The organism is Aerococcus sp. BD502, from assembly GCF_057919555.1.
Map to the genome: position 1 here is coordinate 1,486,373 of NZ_CP147972.1, position 21,192 is coordinate 1,507,564.

A 21,192-nucleotide genomic window follows, 5' to 3' on the forward strand; every position below is an offset into this window, starting at 1 on the left:
GATTTTATGTCAGATATTTACCAGCATTACAGAAAGAACGAGCATGCTTTTGTTGACCGTGTTTTGGATTGGCAGCGCCATGTGGAAGATGTGTACGTGGAAACTTTGACGCCTTTTTTAAATCCACGCGAGCAACAGATTGCCAAACAAATTATTGGCCAGTATGGGGACGTTAAGTTAGCAAGCTTTGGTGGCTTTACCGCTGCCGAACAGCAGCGGGTCGCTTTTTATCCCCCTTACCGAGAGCCGGCAGACTTAAACTTTCAGGTGCAAGTCTTTCGCATTCGCTACCCCCAGCAATTTAAGACGTTGACCCACCCAGAAGTGCTCGGTGCGCTGATGGGTCTAGGCTTGGCGCGTTCTTGCTTTGGGGATATCGTTATTTTCGATGGGGATGTTCAATTTGCAACCGAAGCCGAACTCGCTCCTTTTCTGAAGCAGGAATTTCAGCAAGTCGGCCGGATTGGCATTAAACTAGAAGGCGTGCCCAGGGCAGAGATCAATCCGCCCACTGCTTCGGGAGAATGGGGGACAATATTGCTTTCCTCCTGGCGTTTGGATGCTGTTTTGGCCGAGGGCTTTCACCTGTCCAGGCAAAAAGCTAAAAAGGCCATCCAAGCCGGTTTAGTTAAGGTCAATTGGGCAGAAATAAGCAATCCAGCCTATCCTTTAGCGGTGGGTGACTTATTAAGCTTTCGGGGCCACGGGCGTTTGAGCCTAGGAGAAGAGCAGGGTAGAACACGAAAAGATCGTTATATTATAGCAGTCAAACGTCAAATTAGACGTTAAAGGAGGACGACATGCGCTTAGCGGATATTCGCGCCACCAAATTTAAGAGTCGCTTGTCCGGCTACGATAAGGAAGAAGTTGAACGCTTCGTCAAAGAAGTAGCTCAGACAGTCGACCACTTGGAAACTTCCAATCAGTATATGCAACAAGAACTTTATGATAAAAATGCTAAGCTGGATGAATTTGTGGGGAAGGAATCAGCCCTCAATCGCTCCATTGTGGTGGCGCAAGAGGCGGCTGACCAATTGAAGGCGGATGCCCTCGATGAAGCTGCACAAATTATTGAGCGAGCTGAGGATGAAGCCAAGCAGATCTTGGCGGATGCTGGTGAACGAGCGGTGGCGGTGCGGACCGAAATGGCGCAATTGAGTGAAGTTGGTGAAAACTTCCACCAGCAACTGCTGCAGAGTGTGGATGGCTTAAAAGCGGGCTTGGAAGAAGAACGCTGGGCCCGGCTCTTCTCCAGGGCCCCGAAAGCCAGTGTCCAGACCCCAGAATTAGAGCGGGTGATCGATGAATTAGACCTGCCGGTGCGCAATGACCGGGCTGAAGAAATATTTGATTTAAAGAATAAAAAGGCGGAAGAAAAGCGTAAAAAAGAAGAATTTTTTGCCCAAGCAGAAGCTAAAATGCAAGCCAGCAGTCAAAATAATGATGTTCCTGCCCTGGATCCTGCCGATTTAAAACCTGCAGAAAACGAGGAAGCTGAAGCTACAAATAAAGGAAAAGAGTAGCTTAGTGTAAAATTATGCTCGGTAAGACTTGAAAAATAAAAAAAGGACATCTATCTTTAAGTTGATCAAAAAAAAGAAAGAAGATGTCCTCATGAATGATATTATCACAGATATTCTAAAAAAGACGGAAAATTGCTCATCTTTAGGTGACTTTGAAGATATTGTTTATCCGATATTAAGCAATTTTTGCTGTGAATGTCTTGCAGCGGTTTTCACTCAACTTGATCAGCAATTAATTCAAAGATACCAAGCCGAAGGCTGGAAAATTGCTCGCTATGAACCACGCACACTATGTTTTATGTTTGGTGCCGTCACTTTTAGACGCTGTCGGATGAAAAAAGAAGGTCACTCTAGCTTTCTTCCCCTAGATTTGTGTTTAGGACTAGAAGCAAGAAGTCATCTTTCTTCTCAGGTCAAAGAAAAAATTGCCCAGCTTTGTACGAAGCAAACTTTTCGTGCGACTGCAGAAGCCTTCAATGCTTTAATGCCTTTTAGTATTTCGCATCAGACCGCACATCATATTGTTCAAGAAATTGGGCAAAAAATTTTAAGCTTTGAGAATAAAAAAGCAGAAGAGAAGGAACTGGCTTACTCTCAAAAACGATCCGTTCCTTTTCTGTACATTGAAGGGGATGGTGTGCTGATCACTAAGAAGAAGAAAAAAGGGAAAAGGACAAAACATCTTCAACTACACCGTGTGACCCTCTATGAAGGCGTCGATCGATCCACTTCGCGGCATCAACTTATTCAAGCTCATTATTTTTCTTCTGTTCAATCTAGTGCAGCCCTTCGAGAAAAAGTTAGCCGATTTCTTAAATCCTACTATGATTTACATCAAACGATTGTGATTTCTAATTCGGATGGTGGCAGTGGTTATACGGAGGAAGATTTTAACGAGATGATTGGGGTATGCCTTCGGCATGAACATTTCTGCGATAAATTTCATGTCATTCAAAAAATCAGAACGCGCCTATTTTTTGATCATAAAATACGTCAATTGGTCATTAAAAAAGTGAAGGCTTATGATTTCGAAGGAGTTCAAGTTACTTTGGAGACCTGTGAAAGTCGCTGGCACCATCATCAGGAGTTTTTGGCTGAAATTGAAGCTCTAAGAGCTTATCTTCAAAGGAATTGGTTACTCATTAAACCAGCAGAGCAGCGAGGCTTACCAAACCATTTTTCCGGTGGCGTTTGTGAAGCAGGCCATCGGCTTTATACTTATCGCATGAAAAAGCAAGGACGAAATTGGACCCGTCAAGGCGCAGCAGCAATGGCTGCCATTATCACCGCTCAATCTAATCATTGTTTTGAAGAAGCTGTTCGATCAGATATTGAAGCTAATACAAGCCCATTTATACCCGAATATCCAGGGATTGTTAGGGCAATACTATGTCACAGGCCGCAACAAAGTTCTTGTGGTGCCCATCAGGGCACGATTCCAAGTGAAGTGTCAAGCAGTATGGTCGGGAAATTATACCATACATTTTGTTAGCTGCTTCGCCAAAAGACACGGAGTGCGTGCTAAAGACCTGCGTTAGCAGTGTTAGCAGGCCGTCCGTATATCTGGCTCTCGGAGTGCCGATAGGGTGAGCGTAGCGAGGCCTATCCAACGACATAGAGCCAGAATAGGACGGTCAGGCGTAAGCTTCTATGAAGCGTAAGCCGGTGCCACTGCTTTTCAACGCAGCGTCCTTTAGCACAAAAACGAAGTGACTTTTGAATAATTAGATACGAGATAGAGTTCTTTATGATTGACCGAGCATTGCTTGACACTAACAAAGAGTAGGCGAGGCTTGCTATTTGACTAGGGGCAGTGTAATATAATGCTATATACCATGGGACAACGTATCTTTAGGAGAAGCTAGCGAGACTGGGAGGGTGGAAGCCAGTTCTTTAGAATAGGGATATGATCCCCCATGCGCTTGCAATATTGAAGGCCAGTAGGTATTGCCGGTAATGCCGTTATCATTTTAAAGATTTACTGCGGTAGATAAATTTGGGTGGTACCACGGAGAGCTCGTCCCTTTTGGATGGGCTTTTTTTAATGGAAGCAAACCTTGGCTGTCAAAATAATGAGGAAGGTGACGAACATGAAAATGAAAGAAACCTTAAATTTGGGAAAAACTAAATTTCCCATGCGCGGTAACTTGCCGAATAAAGAAGGCGAGAGGCAGAGGCTTTGGGAAGAGGAAAAATTGTACGAACGTCAATTGAAGCAAAATGAAGGGCATGAGCAATTTATTTTGCATGATGGCCCGCCCTATGCCAATGGCAATATTCATATCGGCCATGCCATGAACAAAATTAGTAAGGATATTATTAATCGGCAGAAAATGATGACCGGGTACCAAGCGCCTTTTGTGCCTGGCTGGGATACCCATGGTCTACCGATTGAACAGGCTGTGACGAATTCTGGTGTGGATCGGAAGACGATGAGCATAGCTGAATTTCGGAAAGTTTGCGAGCAATATGCTTGGGAGCAAATTGAAAGCCAAAGAGAAGACTTCAAGCGTTTAGGCATTCAAGGGGACTGGGAAAACCCTTACGTAACCTTTGCTCCGGAGTATGAGGAAGCGCAATTACGCCTTTTTGGTCGCATGGTCGAAGGAGGCTTAATCTACAAAGGTTATAAACCGGTCTTTTGGTCACCCTCGAGCGAATCAACGCTGGCCGAAGCTGAAATCGAATATAAGGATATTGCCTCGCCCAGCCTTTACTTAGCCTTCAAGTTGAAGGATGGCCAGGGTCTCTTGCCAAAAGAAACGGAATTTGTCGTTTGGACCACAACGCCTTGGACCATTCCTGCGAATTTGGCGCTTTGTGTGCATCCTGACATGGAATATAGCCTGGTAGCTGTGGATGGCCGCCTCTTTCTCTTGGCCAGTAGCCTGCTTGACCAGGTTAGCGAAGCCTTAGGCTGGTCGGATGTTTTAGTGAAGGACACCTTTGTAGGCCGGGAGTTGGCTGGCTTAGTGGCCTGGCATCCCTTCTACGACCGGGAATCGCCACTTCTTCTCGGTGAACATGTCACGGCTGACTCAGGTTCGGGAATTGTCCACACGGCGCCTGGCCATGGGGAAGACGACTACCTGATCGGAAAAGCGAATGGCTTAGATATTCTCTCGCCAATTGATGCCCGGGGTCATTTCACCGAAGAAGCCCCTGGCTTTGCAGGCATGTTTTACTTAAAAGGCAATAAAGCTGTCATTAAAAAACTGGAAGAAGTGGGCAGTCTCTTGCACTTAGGTGAATTGACGCACAGCTATCCCCACGATTGGCGGACGAAAAAACCGGTGATCTACCGGGCCACCCCGCAATGGTTCTGCTCGGTGGAACCAATTAAGGAAGCCACCCTCGATCGTATTATGAAGGATATTAAATGGTGGCATCCGTCTGGACAAACCCGCATTTATAATATGATTAAGGAGCGGGGCGACTGGGTCATCTCCAGGCAGCGCGTTTGGGGCGTGCCCTTGCCTATTTTCTATGCGGAAAATGGCGAAGCGATTCTCGATCCTGCTGTTATCCAACATGTGGCCAGCTTGATTGGTGAACATGGCTCAAATATTTGGTTTGATTGGCCGGCGGATAAATTGCTGCCCAGAGGCTTTAGCCATGAGGGCTCGCCCCATGGGGAATTCACTAAGGAAATGGACATCATGGATGTTTGGTTTGACTCGGGCTCGTCTCATGCTGGTGTTTTAGGCGTGCGGGAGGAATTGCATTTCCCTGCCGATCTCTACTTGGAAGGCTCTGACCAATACCGGGGCTGGTTCAACTCTAGCTTACTGACATCCATGGCCGTGAATGCTGAACCTCCTTACCGGGCGGTTCTCTCCCAAGGCTTTGTCAATGATGGCGAAGGGCGAAAAATGAGTAAGTCGATTGGCAATACCGTATCTCCTAACGATGTTTGCCAGCAAAGAGGAGCTGATATCCTAAGACTTTGGGTAGCTTCCGTAGATACTTACTATGATGTGCGGATTTCTGATGATATTCTTGGCCAAGTGGCTGAAGCTTACCGGAAGATTCGGAATACGATTCGTTTTATGCTGGGCAACCTTAATGACTTTAAACCCGCTGAAAATGGGGTGGCTTTTGAGGACTTAGGCAGCATTGATCGGTTTATGCTGGTGGCTTTGGATGATTTAATTACCGATGTCAAAGCTGCCTATGATCGCTATGATTTCATGACCGTTTACAAGCGGATTATTAACTTTGTGACCCAGGAAATGTCTAGCTTCTACCTGGATTACTCCAAGGACGTCACTTATATTGAACTTGCTGATAGTCCGGCCCGCAGAAACATGCAAACTGTCATGTATGAGGTGGTTAAGGCTTTGACGCTACTCTTAACCCCGATCATCCCCCATACGACTGAAGAAATTTGGAGCTTTTTGGCTGAACCTGAAGACTTTGCGCAATTGGCTTACTTCCCTGAAGTCACAGAGCGCCCTCAAGCTGAGGAATTGCGTGCCTTCTGGACAGACTTCTTGGCCTTTAGAGATGAAGTTAACAAAGCTTTAGAAGGGGCACGGAAGGATAAAGTGATCGGCAAGTCCCTACAAGCCAAAGTGCTCATTTATGCTAACGATAAGGTTAAGGAAAAATTAGCCCAAGTGGGTCCCAACTTGCGGACTTATCTGATGGTTTCAAAGGTTGAAATTAAAGACCTGGATGCTGCGCCCAAAGAAGCTATTCAGCATGACGCTTATGCCTTAAAGGTTGAGCCGGCTGATGGTGAAACTTGCTCGCGCTGCTGGGGAGTTTATGAGTCGGTAGGGACCATTCCTGAAGCTCCCACACTTTGCCAACGCTGTGCTGATATCGTGTTGAACCACTTCCCAGAAGCCCTTGAAGGAGAAGAGTAAGATGTACACGGGAGAAGTGACTACTTATGATAAAAAGCGAGGCTTTGGTTTTATTTGCCTCGACCAAGCCAACGAAAGGGAAGAAGAAATTTTTGTTCACGCTAAAGCCCTCCAGTCTGAAGCGAAACACCAAGGTTTACGGGTAGGCGAACGTGTAGAATTTGAAATTGCTGAAGGGGAACGTGGCCCGCAGGCGGTCAATGTAAGACCTCAAGGCCAATAAAAAACGGAGTCTGGCTCGGCCAGACTCCTTTATTATTGTTTAACTTATTGCATTTTCTTCAGAATGAAGGATACCACCACGACTAAAATAACCGCACCAATAATGGAAGGGATAATAGCAATATCGCCCCATACTGGTCCAAAATTCGGCATTAATTTACCACCGATCCAGCTACCAATTAAGCCGGCGATGATATTGCCAATGATGCCGCCAGGGATATCTTTAGAGACGAGCCAGCCAGCAATAGCGCCGACAATGCCGCCCCAAATTAATGTCCAAATCCAGCCCATAGTTTTTCACCTCTTTTCTTTTTTTCATTATACAATAACTGGTTTTTTAATCCCAATGATCTGTTTCTATTTTTGCCTCATTTTTTTGCCGGCCCGTCGTCATTTGCTCGAGGAGGTAATTTCTAAGCTCTGCTTCCATATTTTGCAGTTCCAACTCCGCTTCCTGCCGTTTCATTTGGCCAGCTTGCTGAATGTCGAAGGTTTCCTGAATGGTTTGGACGAGATTTTCTTGGACCGTGGTGAGCGTTTCTAAGTCCACCACACCACGCTCATTCTCACGGGCAATGTCTGTGGTTTGCTGGTGGAGGAGTTGGGCATTTTTACGCATGAGCTGATTGGTCGTTTCACTCACGGCACGCTGGGCTTTGAGGGCTTCTTTTTGCCGGTTCAGAGATAATTGAATAGCCATTTGATTTTTCCACAGGGGGATGGCTGTATGGATCGAGGCTTGGATTTTTTCGGCCAAAGCTTGATTCGTATTTTGGAGCAGGCGAATTTGGGGGGCTTGCTGGATGGTCACTTGCCGTGTCACCTTCAAGTCATAGACGCGCTTATCTAAGCGATTGGTGAAAGCTTTCAGATCTGCCAACTTCTGCGCCTCAAGCTGCGAGGCTTCCTTTTGCAGCTGGCGGGTTTTTTGGGGAATAATGCTGTCTTTGAGCTCTTGGAGTTTTAATTCTGCGCCGGCAATGTAGACATTGAGAACTTTAAAATACTGTAGATTCTCCTGGTACAAGCCTTCTAAATGCTCATTGTCTTGGCGTAAGATATTTTGCTGCTGGTCCAATTGCTGGGCGATACGATCCACTTGAACCGCTACTTCTTGAAATTTCGCATTGAGCTCGTAAATAGAAGTTTCTGCCCGCTTGAACAAGCGTCTGAGGGGATTTTTTTCCTGCTGGAGCGTTTGCTTGAGATCAGCCCGCTCTAGTTTGACCATGAGTGCGCGTAAATTTTCGCCAATTTCTCCGGTATCCTTGCTTTGGACGCGTTTTAACATGCCATGGGCAAAGCGATCCAGCTGCTGCTGGGCCTTGGCCCCGTAGTCGGCAATGCTGTTCATTTTATCACTCACCAGCATTTTAGCGATCGCTTGGGCTTGCTTTTTTTCCTTCTCACTTAAGTTTTCATAAAGCGGCTTGGCTTGGGCCTTGCTTTCGGCTGGCAGGCTTAAATCATCGGCTTGGCCAAAAGGGTCAGCCAGTAATTGTGCAAAATATTGGTCCGATTTTTCCGTCGACATCTTACCAGTCCTCCGTTAATCATTCTTGTGTAGGAATTTTTCATATTCCAGCGCAATGGCTTTTGTTAGTTGAATAATATCTTCCGTCCATTGGGCGCGCTGCTTAGGTTCGGCCGTCGCGTGCTGCCTAGCGATCGCTTGGAAGCATTGGTAGAGGTCTTCCAAATAGCCAAAACGAAATGCGGCGGCGGCACTCAATTTTTCCGGTTGGGCCGTCAACTGCTGGAAGAAATTTTTGAGCAGGGGCATCAGTGACAATTGCTCCACCAATTGGGCAATATGCGCATCATCTTTTTGATGGGCAATGATATAATTGATTTTCTCCAAAGTGGCTTGCATTTCCTGCCTAAAGTAGTGCATATCTTCTTGTTTAAGGCCGTGTGCGCGGTAGTGTTGGATTTTTTCTTGGGTGAGTTGATGCGGGTGCGAGCGTTTTTTGGGACCGGACCGCCAGCTTACCCAAAGTAAATTTCCTAAAAATAGTAGTAATAACGTACTCCATAGCTGGGCTCCCATTGCCCAAGCCAAGGCAAGCATGATAAAATTAATGGGTGCGGATAAGAGGTTCTCGAAACTTTTCTTTATATCCATGTGGCTCCCCCGTTCTGAACTTTTTTCAATTCTACTATAGCAAAGATAGGACGCCAAGCCATCAGCCTTAAGCCGTAATTTGCCAGGGGGCGGGGAAGTTTTGGTATAGTAGAGTTAACTTAAGTGAGAGAGGGATCCTTTTGGAAAGCGAAAAAACAATCAGTAAGGAAACCGTTTTTTCAGGGAATTTTTTACAGCTAGAGCGCCAGAGAATTGAATTAGCCAATGGCCAGCGGGCTTGGCGAGAAATTGTGCGCCATGCGCCGGCAGTTGGTATTTTAGCACTGATGAAGGGGGGCATCCTCATGGTGCGCCAGTACCGAAAAGCCGTGGAGGAGAGTCTCTGGGAGATTCCAGCGGGCCTGATTGACCCGGGTGAGGAGCCTTTAACTGCTGCCCAGCGGGAATTGGAAGAGGAAACGGGCTACGCGGCTAAGGACTGGCAAAAGCTAGCGACCACCTACACCAGTCCAGGCTGCTTAGATGAGAGCATGACCCTTTACCTGGCTAAAGATTTAAGGCGGATGGAAAACCCCAAAGCGCCGGACGCCGAAGAAAACATCGAAGTCGATGTTTGGCCCCTGGAAAAAGCAGCGGAAGCATTACAAGCCGGAGAGATTAAGGACTTAAAAACAGCTTATGCCATTCAAACAGCTAGCCTTGAAGAAAGGATGGGAGGCCATGGCGAAGAAGCCACTCATTAGTCGGGAAGCCTACCAAAAATACCAAGAAAAAAGAGCAAGCCTAAAGCCTCGGGAAGGGCGGAGGGCTAGGCAAAAACCTCAAAGCCCAAGATCAAAGTCCCAGGCGGAGCAAGTTGAAAATAGCTCGCGCAGCCTTGATTTTTACCTGAATTGGGGCTTAGGCCTCGTTGTTTTGGGCCTGCTTGTGGTGACTTTACTAGCATTTTTTGTTTAAGATAGGAGCTTTAGCTTGAAACATATTGCCATTATTGCAGCGGTCGAAACAGAAATTCGTCATTACTTAAAAGCCTTGGCCCACTTAGAAACGGCAGAGCGGGGCGGCATGATGTTTTGGAGCGGAACTTATGCAGGCTACCAAGTGAGTGTAGCGCGCTCTGGGGTAGGCAAGGTGAATGCCGCCATGGCTGCCACCCTCCTTGCTCAAAAAGCCCCGGCTTTGGTGATTAATACGGGGACCGCCGGCAGCTTGCAGGCTGATTTACCGGTGGGGAGCGTTTTATTAGCCGAAGAAGTTCGCTACCATGATGTGGATGTCACTGCCTTTCAGAATGAATGGGGCCAAATGGATGGTGAGCCGGCCAGCTTTAAAACCGACCCTGCTTTGCGGACGCAGTTGGCGAAATTGCTCGCCCAAAAAGGGGAAAAAGTGGTTACCGGTCTATTAGTGTCCGGTGATCAATTTCTAGGGGAGAAAGAAGCCGTCCATCGGGTGCAAGCCCACTTCCCCCAAGCCTTAGGGGCGGAAATGGAAGGCGCCGCTATTGCCCAGGTTTGTACGCATTTTAACTTGCCTTTCCTATTGTCACGGGTGGTTTCCGATGAAGGTTCAGAAATGACCTATGAGGAATTTGTCGTGGCGATTGGCCAGAAAAGTGCGGAAGTGATCCTCGCTTTTTTAGATGAGCAGCCCCTTTAATATTTGGCCGCTTAAAATGAGAAAAATGCGAAATTAAGGGCGTAAACATTGACACCAAGAGGGCGTTTTGGTATGATTCATATTGTGTAAAATAATGCAGCTCAATTGAAGCAAGCTCGTCAACAGCCTGCCCACAACGGTGAAGTGAGTACCTGCGGCTGCAACAAGGGAAAGCGTCGGCAGTACTGCACGAATGCGATCAATTGCGTGATTATTTTACTCCATGACTAAAATTAATTGGAGGAATGAAAATGTCACGTTATACTGGACCATCATGGAAAAAATCACGTCGTTTAGGAATCTCTCTTTCAGGAACTGGGAAGGAACTTTCCCGTCGTCCTTACGCGCCCGGCCAACACGGCCCTAGCCAACGTCGGAAGAGCCTTTCTGAATACGGCCTACAATTACAAGAAAAACAAAAACTCCGCTTTATCTACGGAATGACGGAAAAACAATTTAGTAACCTCTTCCGTAAAGCCGGTAAAATTCAAGAAGGTAAACTAGGGGTTAACTTCATGATCCTCTTAGAAAGCCGTTTGGATAACTTAGTTTTCCGCCTCGGCTTAGCTTCTACGCGCCGTCAAGCTCGTCAGTTAGTCACCCATGGTCATATTTTGGTTGATGATAAGCGTGTGGATATTCCTTCCTACTTAGTGGATGTTGATCAAGTGATCAGCGTTAAAGAAAAATCCAAAGACCTTGAAATCATCAAAAACTCAGTCGAAGGCCTTTACGGGCATGTGCCTTACGTTGAATTTGATGAAGAAAAATTGTCAGGTAAAATGGTACGCTTACCTGAACGCGATGAAATGAACCCAGATATCGACGAGGCACTTGTTGTTGAGTACTACAACCAATTGTCATAAGTTACATTAGCCACCGGCCCTGCCAGTGGCTTTATTTATATCTTTAGCGAGTCAGTAAATATTATTTTGGAACAATCTTGTTTTAAAATGATACTAAGATTGGAGGGATAAGGCAGTATGAATTTTATGATTGGCTTGCTTGTTCTGGTGCTCATTATTATTTTAGGCTATGCTTTAGTGAATTACTTAAGCCGTCAGCAGCAGCAAATTAATCAGACCTTAACAGAGAAGAACCAGAAATTGCTCGCCGTTCCGATTGCTGATAAGTTATACACCCTAAAGAATAAAGCCGTGACCGGCAATACCAAGCGGGCCTTTGAAAATATTCAAGCCGACTGGCGTTCGATGACCCAGTATCAATTGCCAGAAATTGAAGCCGCCTTGGTTTCCATGGATACGGACACGAAAAAATACCATCTTGTTAGAGCGCGGCAGACGAGCGACAAGGTGGAGCGTTTGCTGCAAAAAGCTCAAAAGCGCATGGAGAGCTTAGAAAAGGGCCTTGATGAAATCATCGGCCAGGAAGAAAAAAATGAGAGGCAGCAAGAGCTGCTCTATGACCGCTACACCCAAATTCGCAAGCAATTGCTCGCCCACAGTTATGCCTATGGGCCGTCTGAGGAAACATTGACCGAAAATCTTTCCTATATTGAATTGGATTTTACGAAGTTTCATGATCAGACCAATGAGGGAGACTTTTTCGCCGCCCGTGATGTGCTCACGCAAATCGAAGATGATCTTAATACCCTAGAGAAAATGATGGCAGAAATTCCGGAGCTGCTCACGACGATTGACGATGTTTACCTCGAGCAGTTGGAGGAACTTGACGAAAGTTACCAGCGGATGAAGCAAGAAGAGTTCCTTTTCCCCAAGGACATTAATGTCGCCGAGGAGATTGCGGAAGCAGATAAAATTGTGAATAATACCCGGCTGGCGATTACCAATGCGGATTTAGATCAGGCGCGGGCCTTGATGAAGCGTGCTGAAATTCAAATTGATCGCTGCTATGAGCTTATGGAAGTGGAATTGCTCGCCAAACGCTATGTGGAAAGCCATCAAGGGGCCATGCAGCAGCAATTGACGAAGGTGCACCGGAGTAATCGCAATGACCTTTTAGAATTGGATCGCATTTCACAAAATTATGTCTTGGTCAATGGCGAAAAGGAAGCCCTGCAAGATTATGCGGATGAAATTGACCGCTTAAAAGACACCATTGATCGCACGGACCAGCAATTAGGCAATCAAAGCATTGCTTATTCGGACATGCAAACTCGCTATGAGGATACCTTCAAGCAATTAGAAGAGATTGATCATGCCCAAGCGGAATTACTGACGAGTTTGGGGACCTTGAAGCAGGAAGAGCGCCAAGCCCGAACCGAGCTCTACCGCAATGAATTGACCCTACGGCAGATTATGCGCCAAGTTTCTCGTTACCACTTGCCTGGGCTTAAACAGGACTACTTGGACCGTTATTTTGCCGCTGAAGATCTCTTAAAAAGCTTGCGTAAGAAGATGAATCGCGTTAAATTGGATATGGCGGCCATCCATCAAGAGCAAGGGGAATTAAAGGAACTGCTGACTTATCTGACGGAGGAAATTGACCACATTTTTGCCTGTGTGGATAAGCTCGAAGTGGCGACGCAATATGCCAATCGCTACCGGTCCACCCACCCAGAAATTTCCAAAGCCATTGAGAAGTCCCGTTATTACTTTAATGAACGTTATGATTATGACCAAGCCCTTGAAGAAATTTTAACGACGGTAGATCAAATTAATCCGGAAGGGTCAAAGGAAATTGACCAACTTTGGCAGGATAAACAATAAAATGGCTCGTTCAGTTCGAAGTCCCGTCATGCTAAAATTAGCAGGCGGGTTTTCTATTTTACAAATTGAGATAGGAGGGAATTATGATTTATTTTGACAACAGTGCGACCACTCAACCTTTTCCTGAGGTGGTCGAAACGCTTAGCCAGGTGATGACTCAGTATTTTGGCAATCCTTCCAGCCTACACGCTTTAGGCGTTCAAGCCCAGGAATTACTGCAGGCGGCCCGGACGCAATGTGCCGAAGTTTTAGGCTGCCAAAAGGAGGAAGTATTTTTTACGAGCAGTGGGAGTGAGGCCAATAACTGGGCGATTCGAGGCACCGCTCTCGCTAAAAAGGCTCGTGGCCAGCACCTTATCACGACAGAAATCGAACATCCCTCCGTGCGCCGAACTTTTGAGGCTTTAGAAGCAGCTGGCTTTCAGGTCACTTACTTGCCAGTCGATGAAGCGGGCCAGCTTGACCAAAAGGCCTTGAAACAGGCCTTAACCAAAGAGACGACCCTGCTTAGTACCATTGGCATTAATAATGAAGTTGGGGTGGTCCTGGATTTTGCGGCTGTAGCGGATATCTTGGCCCCCTATCCTAACCTGCATTGGCATGTGGATGGGGTGCAGAGCTTGGGCAAGGTGAGTCCAGTGCTCTTTCATCCCCGAGTGGATTTTGTCAGTTATTCTGCCCATAAATTTAATGGCCCTCGCGGCGTGGGCGTACTGGTGAAAAAACGTGAGCGGCAAATTCAGCCCCTTATTTATGGGGGCGGCCAGGAAGCGGGGCAAAGGGCAGCAACGGAGAACTTACCGGGGATTGTAGGGACGGCCAAGGCCATGCGCCTGACGCTCGACCAGGCTGAAGCAGAAAATAAAAGACATCAAGACATGCAGGAGCTCATTCGAAAGCATTATAGTAAACATCGCTTGGTTAAAATTTTAAGCCCCCAAGCGGGCAGTCCGCACATTTTAACGTTGGCCTTGCCGGGGGTGCGAGGGGAGGTTTTGGTGCATGCTCTAGAAGAGCAGGGCATTTATGTTTCTACCACCAGTGCCTGCTCGAGCCGCCAGCAGCAAGTAGCCAGCAGTTTGCTCGCCATGCATGTGCCGATGCGAATAGCGCAGGCGGCTATCCGTTTGAGTTTTGGACCACAAAACACGGTCGCCGAGGCACAGCAATTTTGCCAAAGCTTTGATCAATTAATTGATAAATTCAAGAAAATTCTTTAAAGGAGGGCACATGGAAGTCAATATTTTAGTGCGTTATGGTGAACTATCAGTCAAAGGAAAAAACAAACGCCGCTTTATCCGGCAATTAGCCGATAATATTCGAGAGCATTTATACGATGTCAAACCATTAACAGTACGGGGGGAATTTGATTTTCTTTTTATTACGGCGGAGGAAGCCGCTAAGGAACTAATTTTAGAACGCCTTGCGGACGTCTTCGGCATTCAAAGCTATGGGGTGGTTTATACCCTGCCCCGTAATTTAGATGCCCTAGCCCAAAAGGCTCAAGCTCTCGTGGCTGAAGAACTGGAAAAATCAGCCCCGCGAACTTTTAAAATTGCTACCTCACGGGCTGACCATAGCTATGAACATGATACTTATGCCCTAAATAGCTTTTTAGGCTCAGTGATTGGCAAGGCCTTTCCCAACCTGACCGTACAAATGGAAGAGCCTGACTTAACTTTACGACTAAAAGTCCGCCAGCAGGATTTCATTTTAAATACGAATTTTATTCCGGGCCGGGGTGGCTTACCCGTGGGCAGCAGCGCTAAGGGGGCTTTGATGCTCTCTGTTGGCTTTGATTCGCCCGTTGCGGGCTATTTAGCGATGAAACGAGGGATTCGTCCCCTTGCCATTCACTTTGCTTCCCCGCCCTATACGAGCCCACAGGCGACCGAAAATGCTCGGGACCTGGCTCAAACTTTAACGCGCTACAGCAACTGGCTGCCTTTTACCGTTGTGCCTTTTACTGAAATTCAAGAAGAAATAAAAGCTAAAGTGCCCAGCGAATATCTCATGACTGTCACCCGCCGGCTGATGATGCGTGTCAGTGATGCCTTGTGTGCGAAGCACGAGGCCTTAGCGATTATTAATGGGGAATCGATTGGACAAGTAGCTTCGCAAACTTTAGAGAGTATGGCTTGCATTAACGCCGTCACCCGAACCCCCGTGATTCGGCCCGTTGTCACCATGGATAAATTAGAAATTATTGCCCTAGCCCAAGACATTGGGACGCATGATTTATCGCAAGCTCCTTATGAAGATTGCTGCACCATTTTTGCGCCTCCACAACCGAAAACAAAGCCGCGCTTAAAAGAAGTGGAAAAATTCGAGGAGGCCTTGGATATTGAGGGCTTAGTCGCACGTACGGTAGCGGCATGTGAGGTAGAAATTTTGCGCTGGCAAGCAGCACCTCAAAAGGATACCTTTAGTGAACTGTTGTAAGGAAACCCGCGGTGGCGGGTTTTTTACTAAAAATAAAAAGCCGGCGAAACCGACTTTTACATGGCCGAAAAATAACCGTAGAGGGCAATGCCGGTTGCAAAAACGACCGAGCCCAGAATAGCGATCAGGCCAATCCAAATTAAAATTTTCCCGCGATTTTTACGTTTTTGCTTCCGCTTTAAAGCTTTATCTACAGAATTTTCGCGTTTTTTCATACTTCTTCCCACTTTCTAAGATTTTAGCTTTCAACTGAGTCATTAATATTATATCATAGTATAGAACGTAAAAATATGTAAGCAAGGGAAAGCAGCTAATGAGGTGGATAGAAAATTATGTCAGATAATAAAGGCATGCGTGTGCTCATTATTGAAGATGAGAAAAATTTAGCACGCTTTTTAGAATTAGAATTGCAGTACGAAGGTTATGAAGTCGAAAAATGCTATAACGGCCGCACGGGCCTGAAAGCAGCCTTGGAAGAGAATTGGGATATTCTGCTCTTGGATTTGATGCTACCGGAATTATCAGGCAATGAGGTCTGCCGCCGCCTACGCCATGAGAAGAATACACCGGTCATTATTATGACCGCCCGGGACTCTGTGATTGATCGGGTTGCCGGCTTGGATCAAGGGGCGGATGACTATATCGTAAAACCTTTCGCCATTGAGGAATTGCTGGCACGTATGCGGGCCTTACTGCGTCGCATCAATATTTCTGAATCAGAATATCAAATTCAGCAAACCAAGCTAACGTTTGAAGATCTCGTGGTGGAGAAGGAAAATCGCATTGTCTACCGCGGCGATGAGGTGATCGATCTCACCAAGCGGGAGTATGAATTGCTGGTGGCACTGATGGAAAATATCAACGTCGTCCTATCGCGCCAAGACCTTCTCAACAAAGTCTGGCATTACGATACTGAGGTTGAAACCAATGTGGTGGATGTTTATATTCGCTACTTGCGCAATAAAATTGATCGCGAGAATCAACCGAGCTACATTCAAACTGTGCGCGGAACCGGTTATGTGATGAGGACGGAACGCTAATGTTAGGCTATTTTTCCCGCCTGCGCGAGCAATTTTGGCCCAGTAAAATTTGGCGGCAGTGGGGACTGCATTTAACCTTAGTCCTTTGGGGGGCCTTATTGCTTTTTAGCCTCTTGCTCGCCTTCCTGAGTTCTAGTGCCTGGCCGCTTAGCACGTGGGTTTGGCTGTTCCTTTTATCATTTTTACTCGCCTTGCTCGTGGGCTTTGGACTCGCTGGCTACCTACTTGCACCGATTTTAAACATGAAAGACACCCTGGAAGAAATTAACCAGGAAACCTTATCCCTCTCCGATACTCGGCTACTGATGAAGCAGAATAATGAGCTGACCGATATTTCCCAAAACATCAATCAATTGCTTGATAAGATGAGTGATTATATCGATCAGCAGGTGCATTTTGTTGAGGATGCTTCCCACGAATTGCGCACGCCGGTCGCCATTGTGCAAGGGCATTTGCAGTTGTTAGAGCGCTGGGGCAAGCGCGATCCCGAGGTTTTGGAGGAATCCATTGCTTCGGCTTTGAGTGAAATTGAACGCATGAAGAAATTAGTGCAAGAAATGCTTGATCTGCAGCGGGCCGGCCAAGTTGATGTTCATTACACTAATGAAAGCTGTGACGTTTTGACGGTCGTATCGGCAGTGGTGGAAAATTTTAAAATTCTCTATCCCCAAGCTCATTTTTACTTGGAATGTGATTTAAAATTACCTTACCAGGTTAAAATGGCCAAAAGTCATTTGGAGCAATGCCTCTTAATCCTCCTCGACAATGCGGTGAAATACTCCAGCGATGAAGAAGCTGAAATTCATTTGTCCGTTTCTAGTGATGAAGTTAAATTTGTCGAAATAGCCGTGCAGGACTTTGGGGAAGGCATGGCGCCAGAGGATCAGGCCCATATCTTTAACCGCTTCTTCCGCATTGACAAAGCTCGCTCTCGGGAAGCGGGCGGCAATGGCTTAGGCTTACCGATCGCCAAGCAATTAATTGAAGGCTACCAGGGAGAAATTTCGGTTGAAAGTGCCTTAGGCGTGGGGACGATTTTCCATATTCGCTTGTTAATTGCTTCCGAAGCGTCCTAGGCTGGTATGAAAAAAGACATGAAAAAAACCTAAGACCCTCATGGGGACTTAGGTTTTTTTGCCTAGCGCTTTTGCTTGCCTTCATTGCGACGGCGTTTTTTCTTGGGCTTATGAATGGCTTTCTTGTTTTCCGTTTCTTGGTCAGCCGTGTGGGTCACGTCCTGGCGGGGACTGATGGGGGCTGTTTTAATCGGATTCTCTGCCATTTCTTTTTCCACTTGGGCTGTGATGCGTGGGCGGAAGATATAAGTCGTATAAACGGATTGGAGGATGGATAAGAGGGCAGACACGAAGAAGTAGAGCGTTAAACCAGCTGGTGTCGTGAAGACAATGAAGGCCATCATAATCGGCATGGATAACATGGACCATTTCATGGTTTGCCGCTGTTCTTCGGGGATGCCTTGTAAGGAAATCCAAGATTGAAGGGCATAGAGTAAAATCGTCAAAACACCCAAAACAATACTTGGCTTACCTAAGGCAATGCCTAGGAAAGTGTAATTTTTAATGTTATCACTCACCCGAATCGCCGAATAAAGGGCCGTAAAGATGGGTAACTGAATCAAGAGAGGAAGGCAGCCTTTGACGCCACCGAGCATGCTGATATTATTTTCTTGAAAAAATTTCTGTTGCTCCTGCATAACTTGCATTTTTTCCTGCTCGGTTTGTGCGGCTTTTTGCCGTTCTTGGAAAACTTTGAGCTGGGGTTGGAAGGCCCGCATGCGAATACCTTGGGCCGTTGTTTCCCGCATTTGCTTCATTGTGAGGGGCAAGAGAATCAAGCGAACCAGTAAGGTCATGATGATAATCGCCAGCCCGTAATTTCCGTTAAAGAAATGGGCCGTCCAATTTAAAAGTTTATCCATGGGGACGGCGAGTAGTTTAAAAGTTAGGCTATCGGGTTTATTAGGATTCACACAACCACTTAAAAATAAGCTCAGGCCCAAGAATAGACTGAGCAGACGTCGTGGTTGTTGTTTTTTTGATTTAAACAAATTTTCACGTCCTTTTATTCTTTATCATACTCTGTTATTCTACAGAAAATACACTTTTAATTCAACAGCTGCCGATGAAATCAGTCTTAGGGCCGATTTTTAACGCATTTGCCACTATTAGGGTTTTCATTTTCCCGTGGGCAGGGTCAATTTTTATTTTCCACAATATATAGTATAATGAAGGAAGCTTAAGAGCTTGGGAGGCAGGAATATGGCAAAACGTAAACAACGCCGGCGACGTCGGCAAAATAGCCGCTACCAAAGCGAACTCTATGCGGCTGCAAGCTTATTTTTTCTCGGCTTCGGCTTGTTGGAATTGGGCTTTGTCGGCCGTTTTATTATGAATTTGGGGCGCTTATTCGTCGGCAGCCTCGCGCATTTAACCTTTATCCTTTTGATGGTTTTGGCCATCTTTATTTTACTTAAAGGAAAGAAATCATTTTTTAAGAGTCGCATTTTCAAGGGGAGCTTAGGCTTACTTATGCTTGCGGCTTTAGTTTTACATACTATGGCGTATGGCGGCCTGGCTTCTGACAGTGCGGAAATTATACCGGTGACTTTTGCTAATGGCCTAACTAACATGAGCCAGGACAGCCATTTTCCCATGGGAGGTGGCTTATTGGGGGCCAGCTTGTTTACCCTGACATCGTTTACTTTTGGGGTGAGCGGCAGTTACTTAGTTTCCCTGATCGCTGGCTTAGCCTTGCTGTGCTATATTTTTCATATTAGCTGGCAGGACTTAATGCAAGCCACCCAGGCTGGCTTTGAAGTGCTCAGTGCCGGTTGGGCGAGTTTGGAGCTTAGAGAAATTGGCCAAAATCTTAAGGCTTTTTGGTATGATATTTTTCCTGATTCCAAAGAAGAAAAAAAGCCTAGTACTGCCGAACGGCAAAAACGGGTTGCTGCTGCCCACGAAAACAAAAAAGCCCAGGAAGAAGCGGAAGAGGCCACGCGAAAAACTCAGGAAAAAGATAAACAACCACGCCGGCCGGTTGAAATTATTGGCCCTGATGATAAGGAGAAGGAGGCACCTGTTGATCTCCCCCTTGACCTAGGGACCGAGGAAAAAACAAATCCCGAGGCTAACCTCGAAGATGAAGAGGAAATCACTCTTCATTATGAGGAGGAGAATCCGGCTTATACCTTACCCACGGTGGACCTTTTGGATAAGCGGAAGCGCACCGACCAATCTCCCGAATACCAAATTATTAACAGAAACATCCAAAAACTGGATGAAACATTCGAAAGTTTTAATGTGGATGCCCACGTTGTCAAGGCGCAGATGGGGCCGGCGGTGACCAAGTATGAAATTGAGCCCGCTGTGGGCACGAAGGTGTCTAAGATTACAAATTTGGCTGATGACCTGGCGCTTGCCTTGGCGGCCAAGGACATTCGTATCGAAGCCCCTATCCCCGGTAAAAGTGTGATCGGGATTGAAGTGCCTAATCAAAACGTCCGCTTGGTGTCGATTCGGGAAAGCGTTGAAGAAGATACGGATACTCAAAACTTACTGGAAGTGCCTTTAGGTCGGACGATTAATGGTGGCATTCAAATGGCTGATCTGACGAAAATGCCCCATCTTCTTATTGCGGGTTCAACCGGTTCAGGAAAATCTGTCTGTATTAATAGCATTATCGTCAGCATTTTGATGAAGGCTAAACCCAATGAAGTCAAAATGATGATGATTGACCCCAAAAAAGTCGAACTGAATGTTTATAATGATATTCCCCATCTGTTGACGCCTGTGGTCACCAATCCCAGAAAAGCAGCACAAGCTTTAAATAAGGTGGTTATTGAGATGGAGCGGCGCTACGAACTCTTTGCCCAGACGGGGACCAGAAATATTTCTGGTTATAATGAACATGTGCAAGCGCATCGAGATAAAATGGCGCCGGCAGAGGGGGAAGAAGCGACTGCCTTGCCCTTTATCGTGGTTATTGTGGATGAGCTAGCGGATTTAATGATGGTCGCCTCCAAGGAAGTTGAAGCTGCCATTACTCGCCTAGCGCAAATGGCAAGGGCAGCGGGCATTCATATGATTTTAGCCACCCAGCGTCCGTCGGTTGATGTTATTACCGGTATTATTAAAAGTAATGTGCCTTCCCGTATTGCTTTCGCTGTTTCTAGTGGGACTGATTCTAGGACCATTTTGGATAAAAACGGGGCGGAAAAATTACTAGGACGTGGCGATATGCTCTACATGCCCATGGGCGAAGGCAAGCCGATTCGTGTGCAGGGAGCATTCATTACGGATGAAGAAGTGGAGCGCGTCAGTAACTTTGTCAAAGGCCAGCAAGAAGTTCATTACTTTGAAGAAATGACCCCGGTGGAAGATGAACAAGGGGTTGATCATGAAGAATTGGATGAACTCTGGCCCGATGTTTTAAACTTTTTGAAAGAACGGGAAACCGTATCGATTTCCATGCTGCAGCGTAAGTTTAGAATTGGCTACAATCGGGCGGCCCGCTTAGTTGATGATTTAGAAAGTCAGCAGCTGGTCGGACCGCAAGAAGGGAGTAAGCCGCGGCAAGTTTACTTGGAAGAGGCCAGTCCTGAGGCTGCAGCTACAGAACAGAAGCCGTCATAAGGAG

Annotated in this window: 20 protein-coding genes; 15 read left to right on the forward strand and 5 right to left on the reverse strand. The window is 46.4% G+C overall.

Annotated elements, in window-relative coordinates:
* The first annotated feature begins 6 nt into the window (after positions 1-6).
* The 5 genes from WF803_RS07155 to WF803_RS07175 all read left to right on the forward strand — a co-directional run bounded on the left by WF803_RS07155 (position 7) and on the right by WF803_RS07175 (position 6,617).
* On the forward strand, positions 7-789 hold the full coding sequence (locus tag WF803_RS07155) for a YlmH family RNA-binding protein (protein ID WP_489610819.1): 783 nt from the start codon (positions 7-9) through the stop codon (positions 787-789).
* Positions 790-800: 11 nt separating this feature from the next.
* Positions 801-1,523, forward strand: a complete 723-nt coding sequence (locus tag WF803_RS07160) for a DivIVA domain-containing protein (RefSeq protein WP_489610820.1) — start codon at positions 801-803, stop codon at positions 1,521-1,523.
* Positions 1,524-1,584: 61 nt separating this feature from the next.
* The gene (locus tag WF803_RS07165; RefSeq protein ID WP_489610821.1) at positions 1,585-3,015 is read left to right on the forward strand and encodes an ISLre2 family transposase; all 1,431 of its coding nucleotides are present in this window, start codon (positions 1,585-1,587) and stop codon (positions 3,013-3,015) included.
* Positions 3,016-3,613: 598 nt separating this feature from the next.
* Positions 3,614-6,394: an isoleucine--tRNA ligase gene (gene ileS / locus WF803_RS07170; protein WP_489610822.1), complete on the forward strand. Its 2,781-nt coding sequence runs from the start codon at positions 3,614-3,616 to the stop codon at positions 6,392-6,394.
* Between the two features lies 1 nt (position 6,395).
* Positions 6,396-6,617, forward strand: a complete 222-nt coding sequence (locus tag WF803_RS07175) for a cold-shock protein (protein WP_489610823.1) — start codon at positions 6,396-6,398, stop codon at positions 6,615-6,617.
* Between the two features lie 44 nt (positions 6,618-6,661).
* Here the strand turns inward: WF803_RS07175 and WF803_RS07180 are convergent, their stop codons facing one another.
* The 3 genes from WF803_RS07180 to WF803_RS07190 are packed head-to-tail and all read right to left on the reverse strand — an operon-like array spanning position 6,662 to position 8,741.
* Entirely contained in the window at positions 6,662-6,907 is a 246-nt protein-coding gene (locus WF803_RS07180) for a GlsB/YeaQ/YmgE family stress response membrane protein (RefSeq protein ID WP_489610824.1), read from the reverse strand.
* Between the two features lie 46 nt (positions 6,908-6,953).
* The gene (locus WF803_RS07185; RefSeq protein WP_489610825.1) at positions 6,954-8,150 is read right to left on the reverse strand and encodes a toxic anion resistance protein; all 1,197 of its coding nucleotides are present in this window, start codon (positions 8,148-8,150) and stop codon (positions 6,954-6,956) included.
* 15 nt (positions 8,151-8,165) lie between these two features.
* Complete coding sequence (locus WF803_RS07190) at positions 8,166-8,741, reverse strand: 5-bromo-4-chloroindolyl phosphate hydrolysis family protein (protein ID WP_489610826.1); 576 nt, start codon at positions 8,739-8,741, stop codon at positions 8,166-8,168.
* Positions 8,742-8,881: 140 nt separating this feature from the next.
* Here WF803_RS07190 and WF803_RS07195 point away from each other — a divergent pair, with 140 nt between their 5' ends.
* The 7 genes from WF803_RS07195 to thiI all read left to right on the forward strand — a co-directional run bounded on the left by WF803_RS07195 (position 8,882) and on the right by thiI (position 15,493).
* On the forward strand, positions 8,882-9,445 hold the full coding sequence (locus tag WF803_RS07195; RefSeq protein WP_489610827.1) for an NUDIX hydrolase: 564 nt from the start codon (positions 8,882-8,884) through the stop codon (positions 9,443-9,445).
* Positions 9,423-9,659, forward strand: coding sequence for a hypothetical protein (locus WF803_RS07200; RefSeq protein WP_489610828.1), 237 nt, complete (start codon positions 9,423-9,425; stop codon positions 9,657-9,659). Before WF803_RS07195 ends, WF803_RS07200 begins: the two co-directional genes overlap by 23 nt.
* A 15-nt stretch (positions 9,660-9,674) precedes the next feature.
* On the forward strand, positions 9,675-10,361 hold the full coding sequence (locus WF803_RS07205; RefSeq protein WP_489610829.1) for a 5'-methylthioadenosine/adenosylhomocysteine nucleosidase: 687 nt from the start codon (positions 9,675-9,677) through the stop codon (positions 10,359-10,361).
* Positions 10,362-10,612: 251 nt separating this feature from the next.
* The gene (rpsD, locus tag WF803_RS07210; protein ID WP_489610830.1) at positions 10,613-11,227 is read left to right on the forward strand and encodes a 30S ribosomal protein S4; all 615 of its coding nucleotides are present in this window, start codon (positions 10,613-10,615) and stop codon (positions 11,225-11,227) included.
* A gap of 117 nt (positions 11,228-11,344) precedes the next feature.
* Complete coding sequence (locus WF803_RS07215) at positions 11,345-13,051, forward strand: septation ring formation regulator EzrA (protein WP_489610831.1); 1,707 nt, start codon at positions 11,345-11,347, stop codon at positions 13,049-13,051.
* 83 nt (positions 13,052-13,134) lie between these two features.
* Entirely contained in the window at positions 13,135-14,271 is a 1,137-nt protein-coding gene (locus tag WF803_RS07220; protein ID WP_489610832.1) for a cysteine desulfurase family protein, read from the forward strand.
* A 10-nt stretch (positions 14,272-14,281) separates the two neighbouring features.
* The gene (gene thiI, locus WF803_RS07225; protein ID WP_489610833.1) at positions 14,282-15,493 is read left to right on the forward strand and encodes a tRNA uracil 4-sulfurtransferase ThiI; all 1,212 of its coding nucleotides are present in this window, start codon (positions 14,282-14,284) and stop codon (positions 15,491-15,493) included.
* 56 nt (positions 15,494-15,549) lie between these two features.
* Here thiI and WF803_RS07230 read toward each other — a convergent pair whose 3' ends face one another.
* Positions 15,550-15,708 (reverse strand): hypothetical protein, encoded by a 159-nt coding sequence (locus WF803_RS07230; RefSeq protein ID WP_489610834.1) that lies wholly within the window; start codon positions 15,706-15,708, stop codon positions 15,550-15,552.
* Positions 15,709-15,843: 135 nt separating this feature from the next.
* On the opposite strand from WF803_RS07230, the gene WF803_RS07235 reads away from it, so the two are divergent.
* Both WF803_RS07235 and WF803_RS07240 read left to right on the forward strand, forming a co-directional pair.
* The gene (locus WF803_RS07235) at positions 15,844-16,533 is read left to right on the forward strand and encodes a response regulator transcription factor (protein ID WP_489611910.1); all 690 of its coding nucleotides are present in this window, start codon (positions 15,844-15,846) and stop codon (positions 16,531-16,533) included.
* Positions 16,533-17,609: a sensor histidine kinase gene (locus WF803_RS07240; RefSeq protein WP_489610835.1), complete on the forward strand. Its 1,077-nt coding sequence runs from the start codon at positions 16,533-16,535 to the stop codon at positions 17,607-17,609. Before WF803_RS07235 ends, WF803_RS07240 begins: the two co-directional genes overlap by 1 nt.
* 62 nt (positions 17,610-17,671) lie before the next feature.
* On the opposite strand, the gene yidC is transcribed toward WF803_RS07240, so the two are convergent.
* Positions 17,672-18,601 (reverse strand): membrane protein insertase YidC, encoded by a 930-nt coding sequence (yidC, locus tag WF803_RS07245; protein WP_489610836.1) that lies wholly within the window; start codon positions 18,599-18,601, stop codon positions 17,672-17,674.
* Between the two features lie 211 nt (positions 18,602-18,812).
* Between yidC and WF803_RS07250 the strand changes: the two genes are divergently transcribed.
* Positions 18,813-21,188, forward strand: a complete 2,376-nt coding sequence (locus tag WF803_RS07250; protein WP_489610837.1) for an FtsK/SpoIIIE family DNA translocase — start codon at positions 18,813-18,815, stop codon at positions 21,186-21,188.
* The last annotated feature ends 4 nt before the right edge of the window (positions 21,189-21,192 follow it).

Excerpts from the sequence above, each read along its gene's own strand:
- WF803_RS07155 (WP_489610819.1), top strand. The coding sequence starts at position 7 with ATGTCAGATATTTACCAGCATTACAGAAAGAACGAGCATGCTTTTGTT.
- WF803_RS07190 (WP_489610826.1), bottom strand. The coding sequence starts at position 8,741 with ATGGATATAAAGAAAAGTTTCGAGAACCTCTTATCCGCACCCATTAAT.
- WF803_RS07230 (WP_489610834.1), bottom strand. The coding sequence starts at position 15,708 with ATGAAAAAACGCGAAAATTCTGTAGATAAAGCTTTAAAGCGGAAGCAA.
- WF803_RS07235 (WP_489611910.1), top strand. The coding sequence starts at position 15,844 with ATGCGTGTGCTCATTATTGAAGATGAGAAAAATTTAGCACGCTTTTTA.
- WF803_RS07215 (WP_489610831.1), top strand. The coding sequence starts at position 11,345 with ATGAATTTTATGATTGGCTTGCTTGTTCTGGTGCTCATTATTATTTTA.
- rpsD (WP_489610830.1), top strand. The coding sequence starts at position 10,613 with ATGTCACGTTATACTGGACCATCATGGAAAAAATCACGTCGTTTAGGA.
- ileS (WP_489610822.1), top strand. The coding sequence starts at position 3,614 with ATGAAAATGAAAGAAACCTTAAATTTGGGAAAAACTAAATTTCCCATG.
- WF803_RS07185 (WP_489610825.1), bottom strand. The coding sequence starts at position 8,150 with ATGTCGACGGAAAAATCGGACCAATATTTTGCACAATTACTGGCTGAC.
- WF803_RS07240 (WP_489610835.1), top strand. The coding sequence starts at position 16,533 with ATGTTAGGCTATTTTTCCCGCCTGCGCGAGCAATTTTGGCCCAGTAAA.
- WF803_RS07180 (WP_489610824.1), bottom strand. The coding sequence starts at position 6,907 with ATGGGCTGGATTTGGACATTAATTTGGGGCGGCATTGTCGGCGCTATT.
- WF803_RS07175 (WP_489610823.1), top strand. The coding sequence starts at position 6,396 with ATGTACACGGGAGAAGTGACTACTTATGATAAAAAGCGAGGCTTTGGT.
- WF803_RS07250 (WP_489610837.1), top strand. The coding sequence starts at position 18,813 with ATGGCAAAACGTAAACAACGCCGGCGACGTCGGCAAAATAGCCGCTAC.
- WF803_RS07160 (WP_489610820.1), top strand. The coding sequence starts at position 801 with ATGCGCTTAGCGGATATTCGCGCCACCAAATTTAAGAGTCGCTTGTCC.
- WF803_RS07200 (WP_489610828.1), top strand. The coding sequence starts at position 9,423 with ATGGCGAAGAAGCCACTCATTAGTCGGGAAGCCTACCAAAAATACCAA.
- WF803_RS07220 (WP_489610832.1), top strand. The coding sequence starts at position 13,135 with ATGATTTATTTTGACAACAGTGCGACCACTCAACCTTTTCCTGAGGTG.
- thiI (WP_489610833.1), top strand. The coding sequence starts at position 14,282 with ATGGAAGTCAATATTTTAGTGCGTTATGGTGAACTATCAGTCAAAGGA.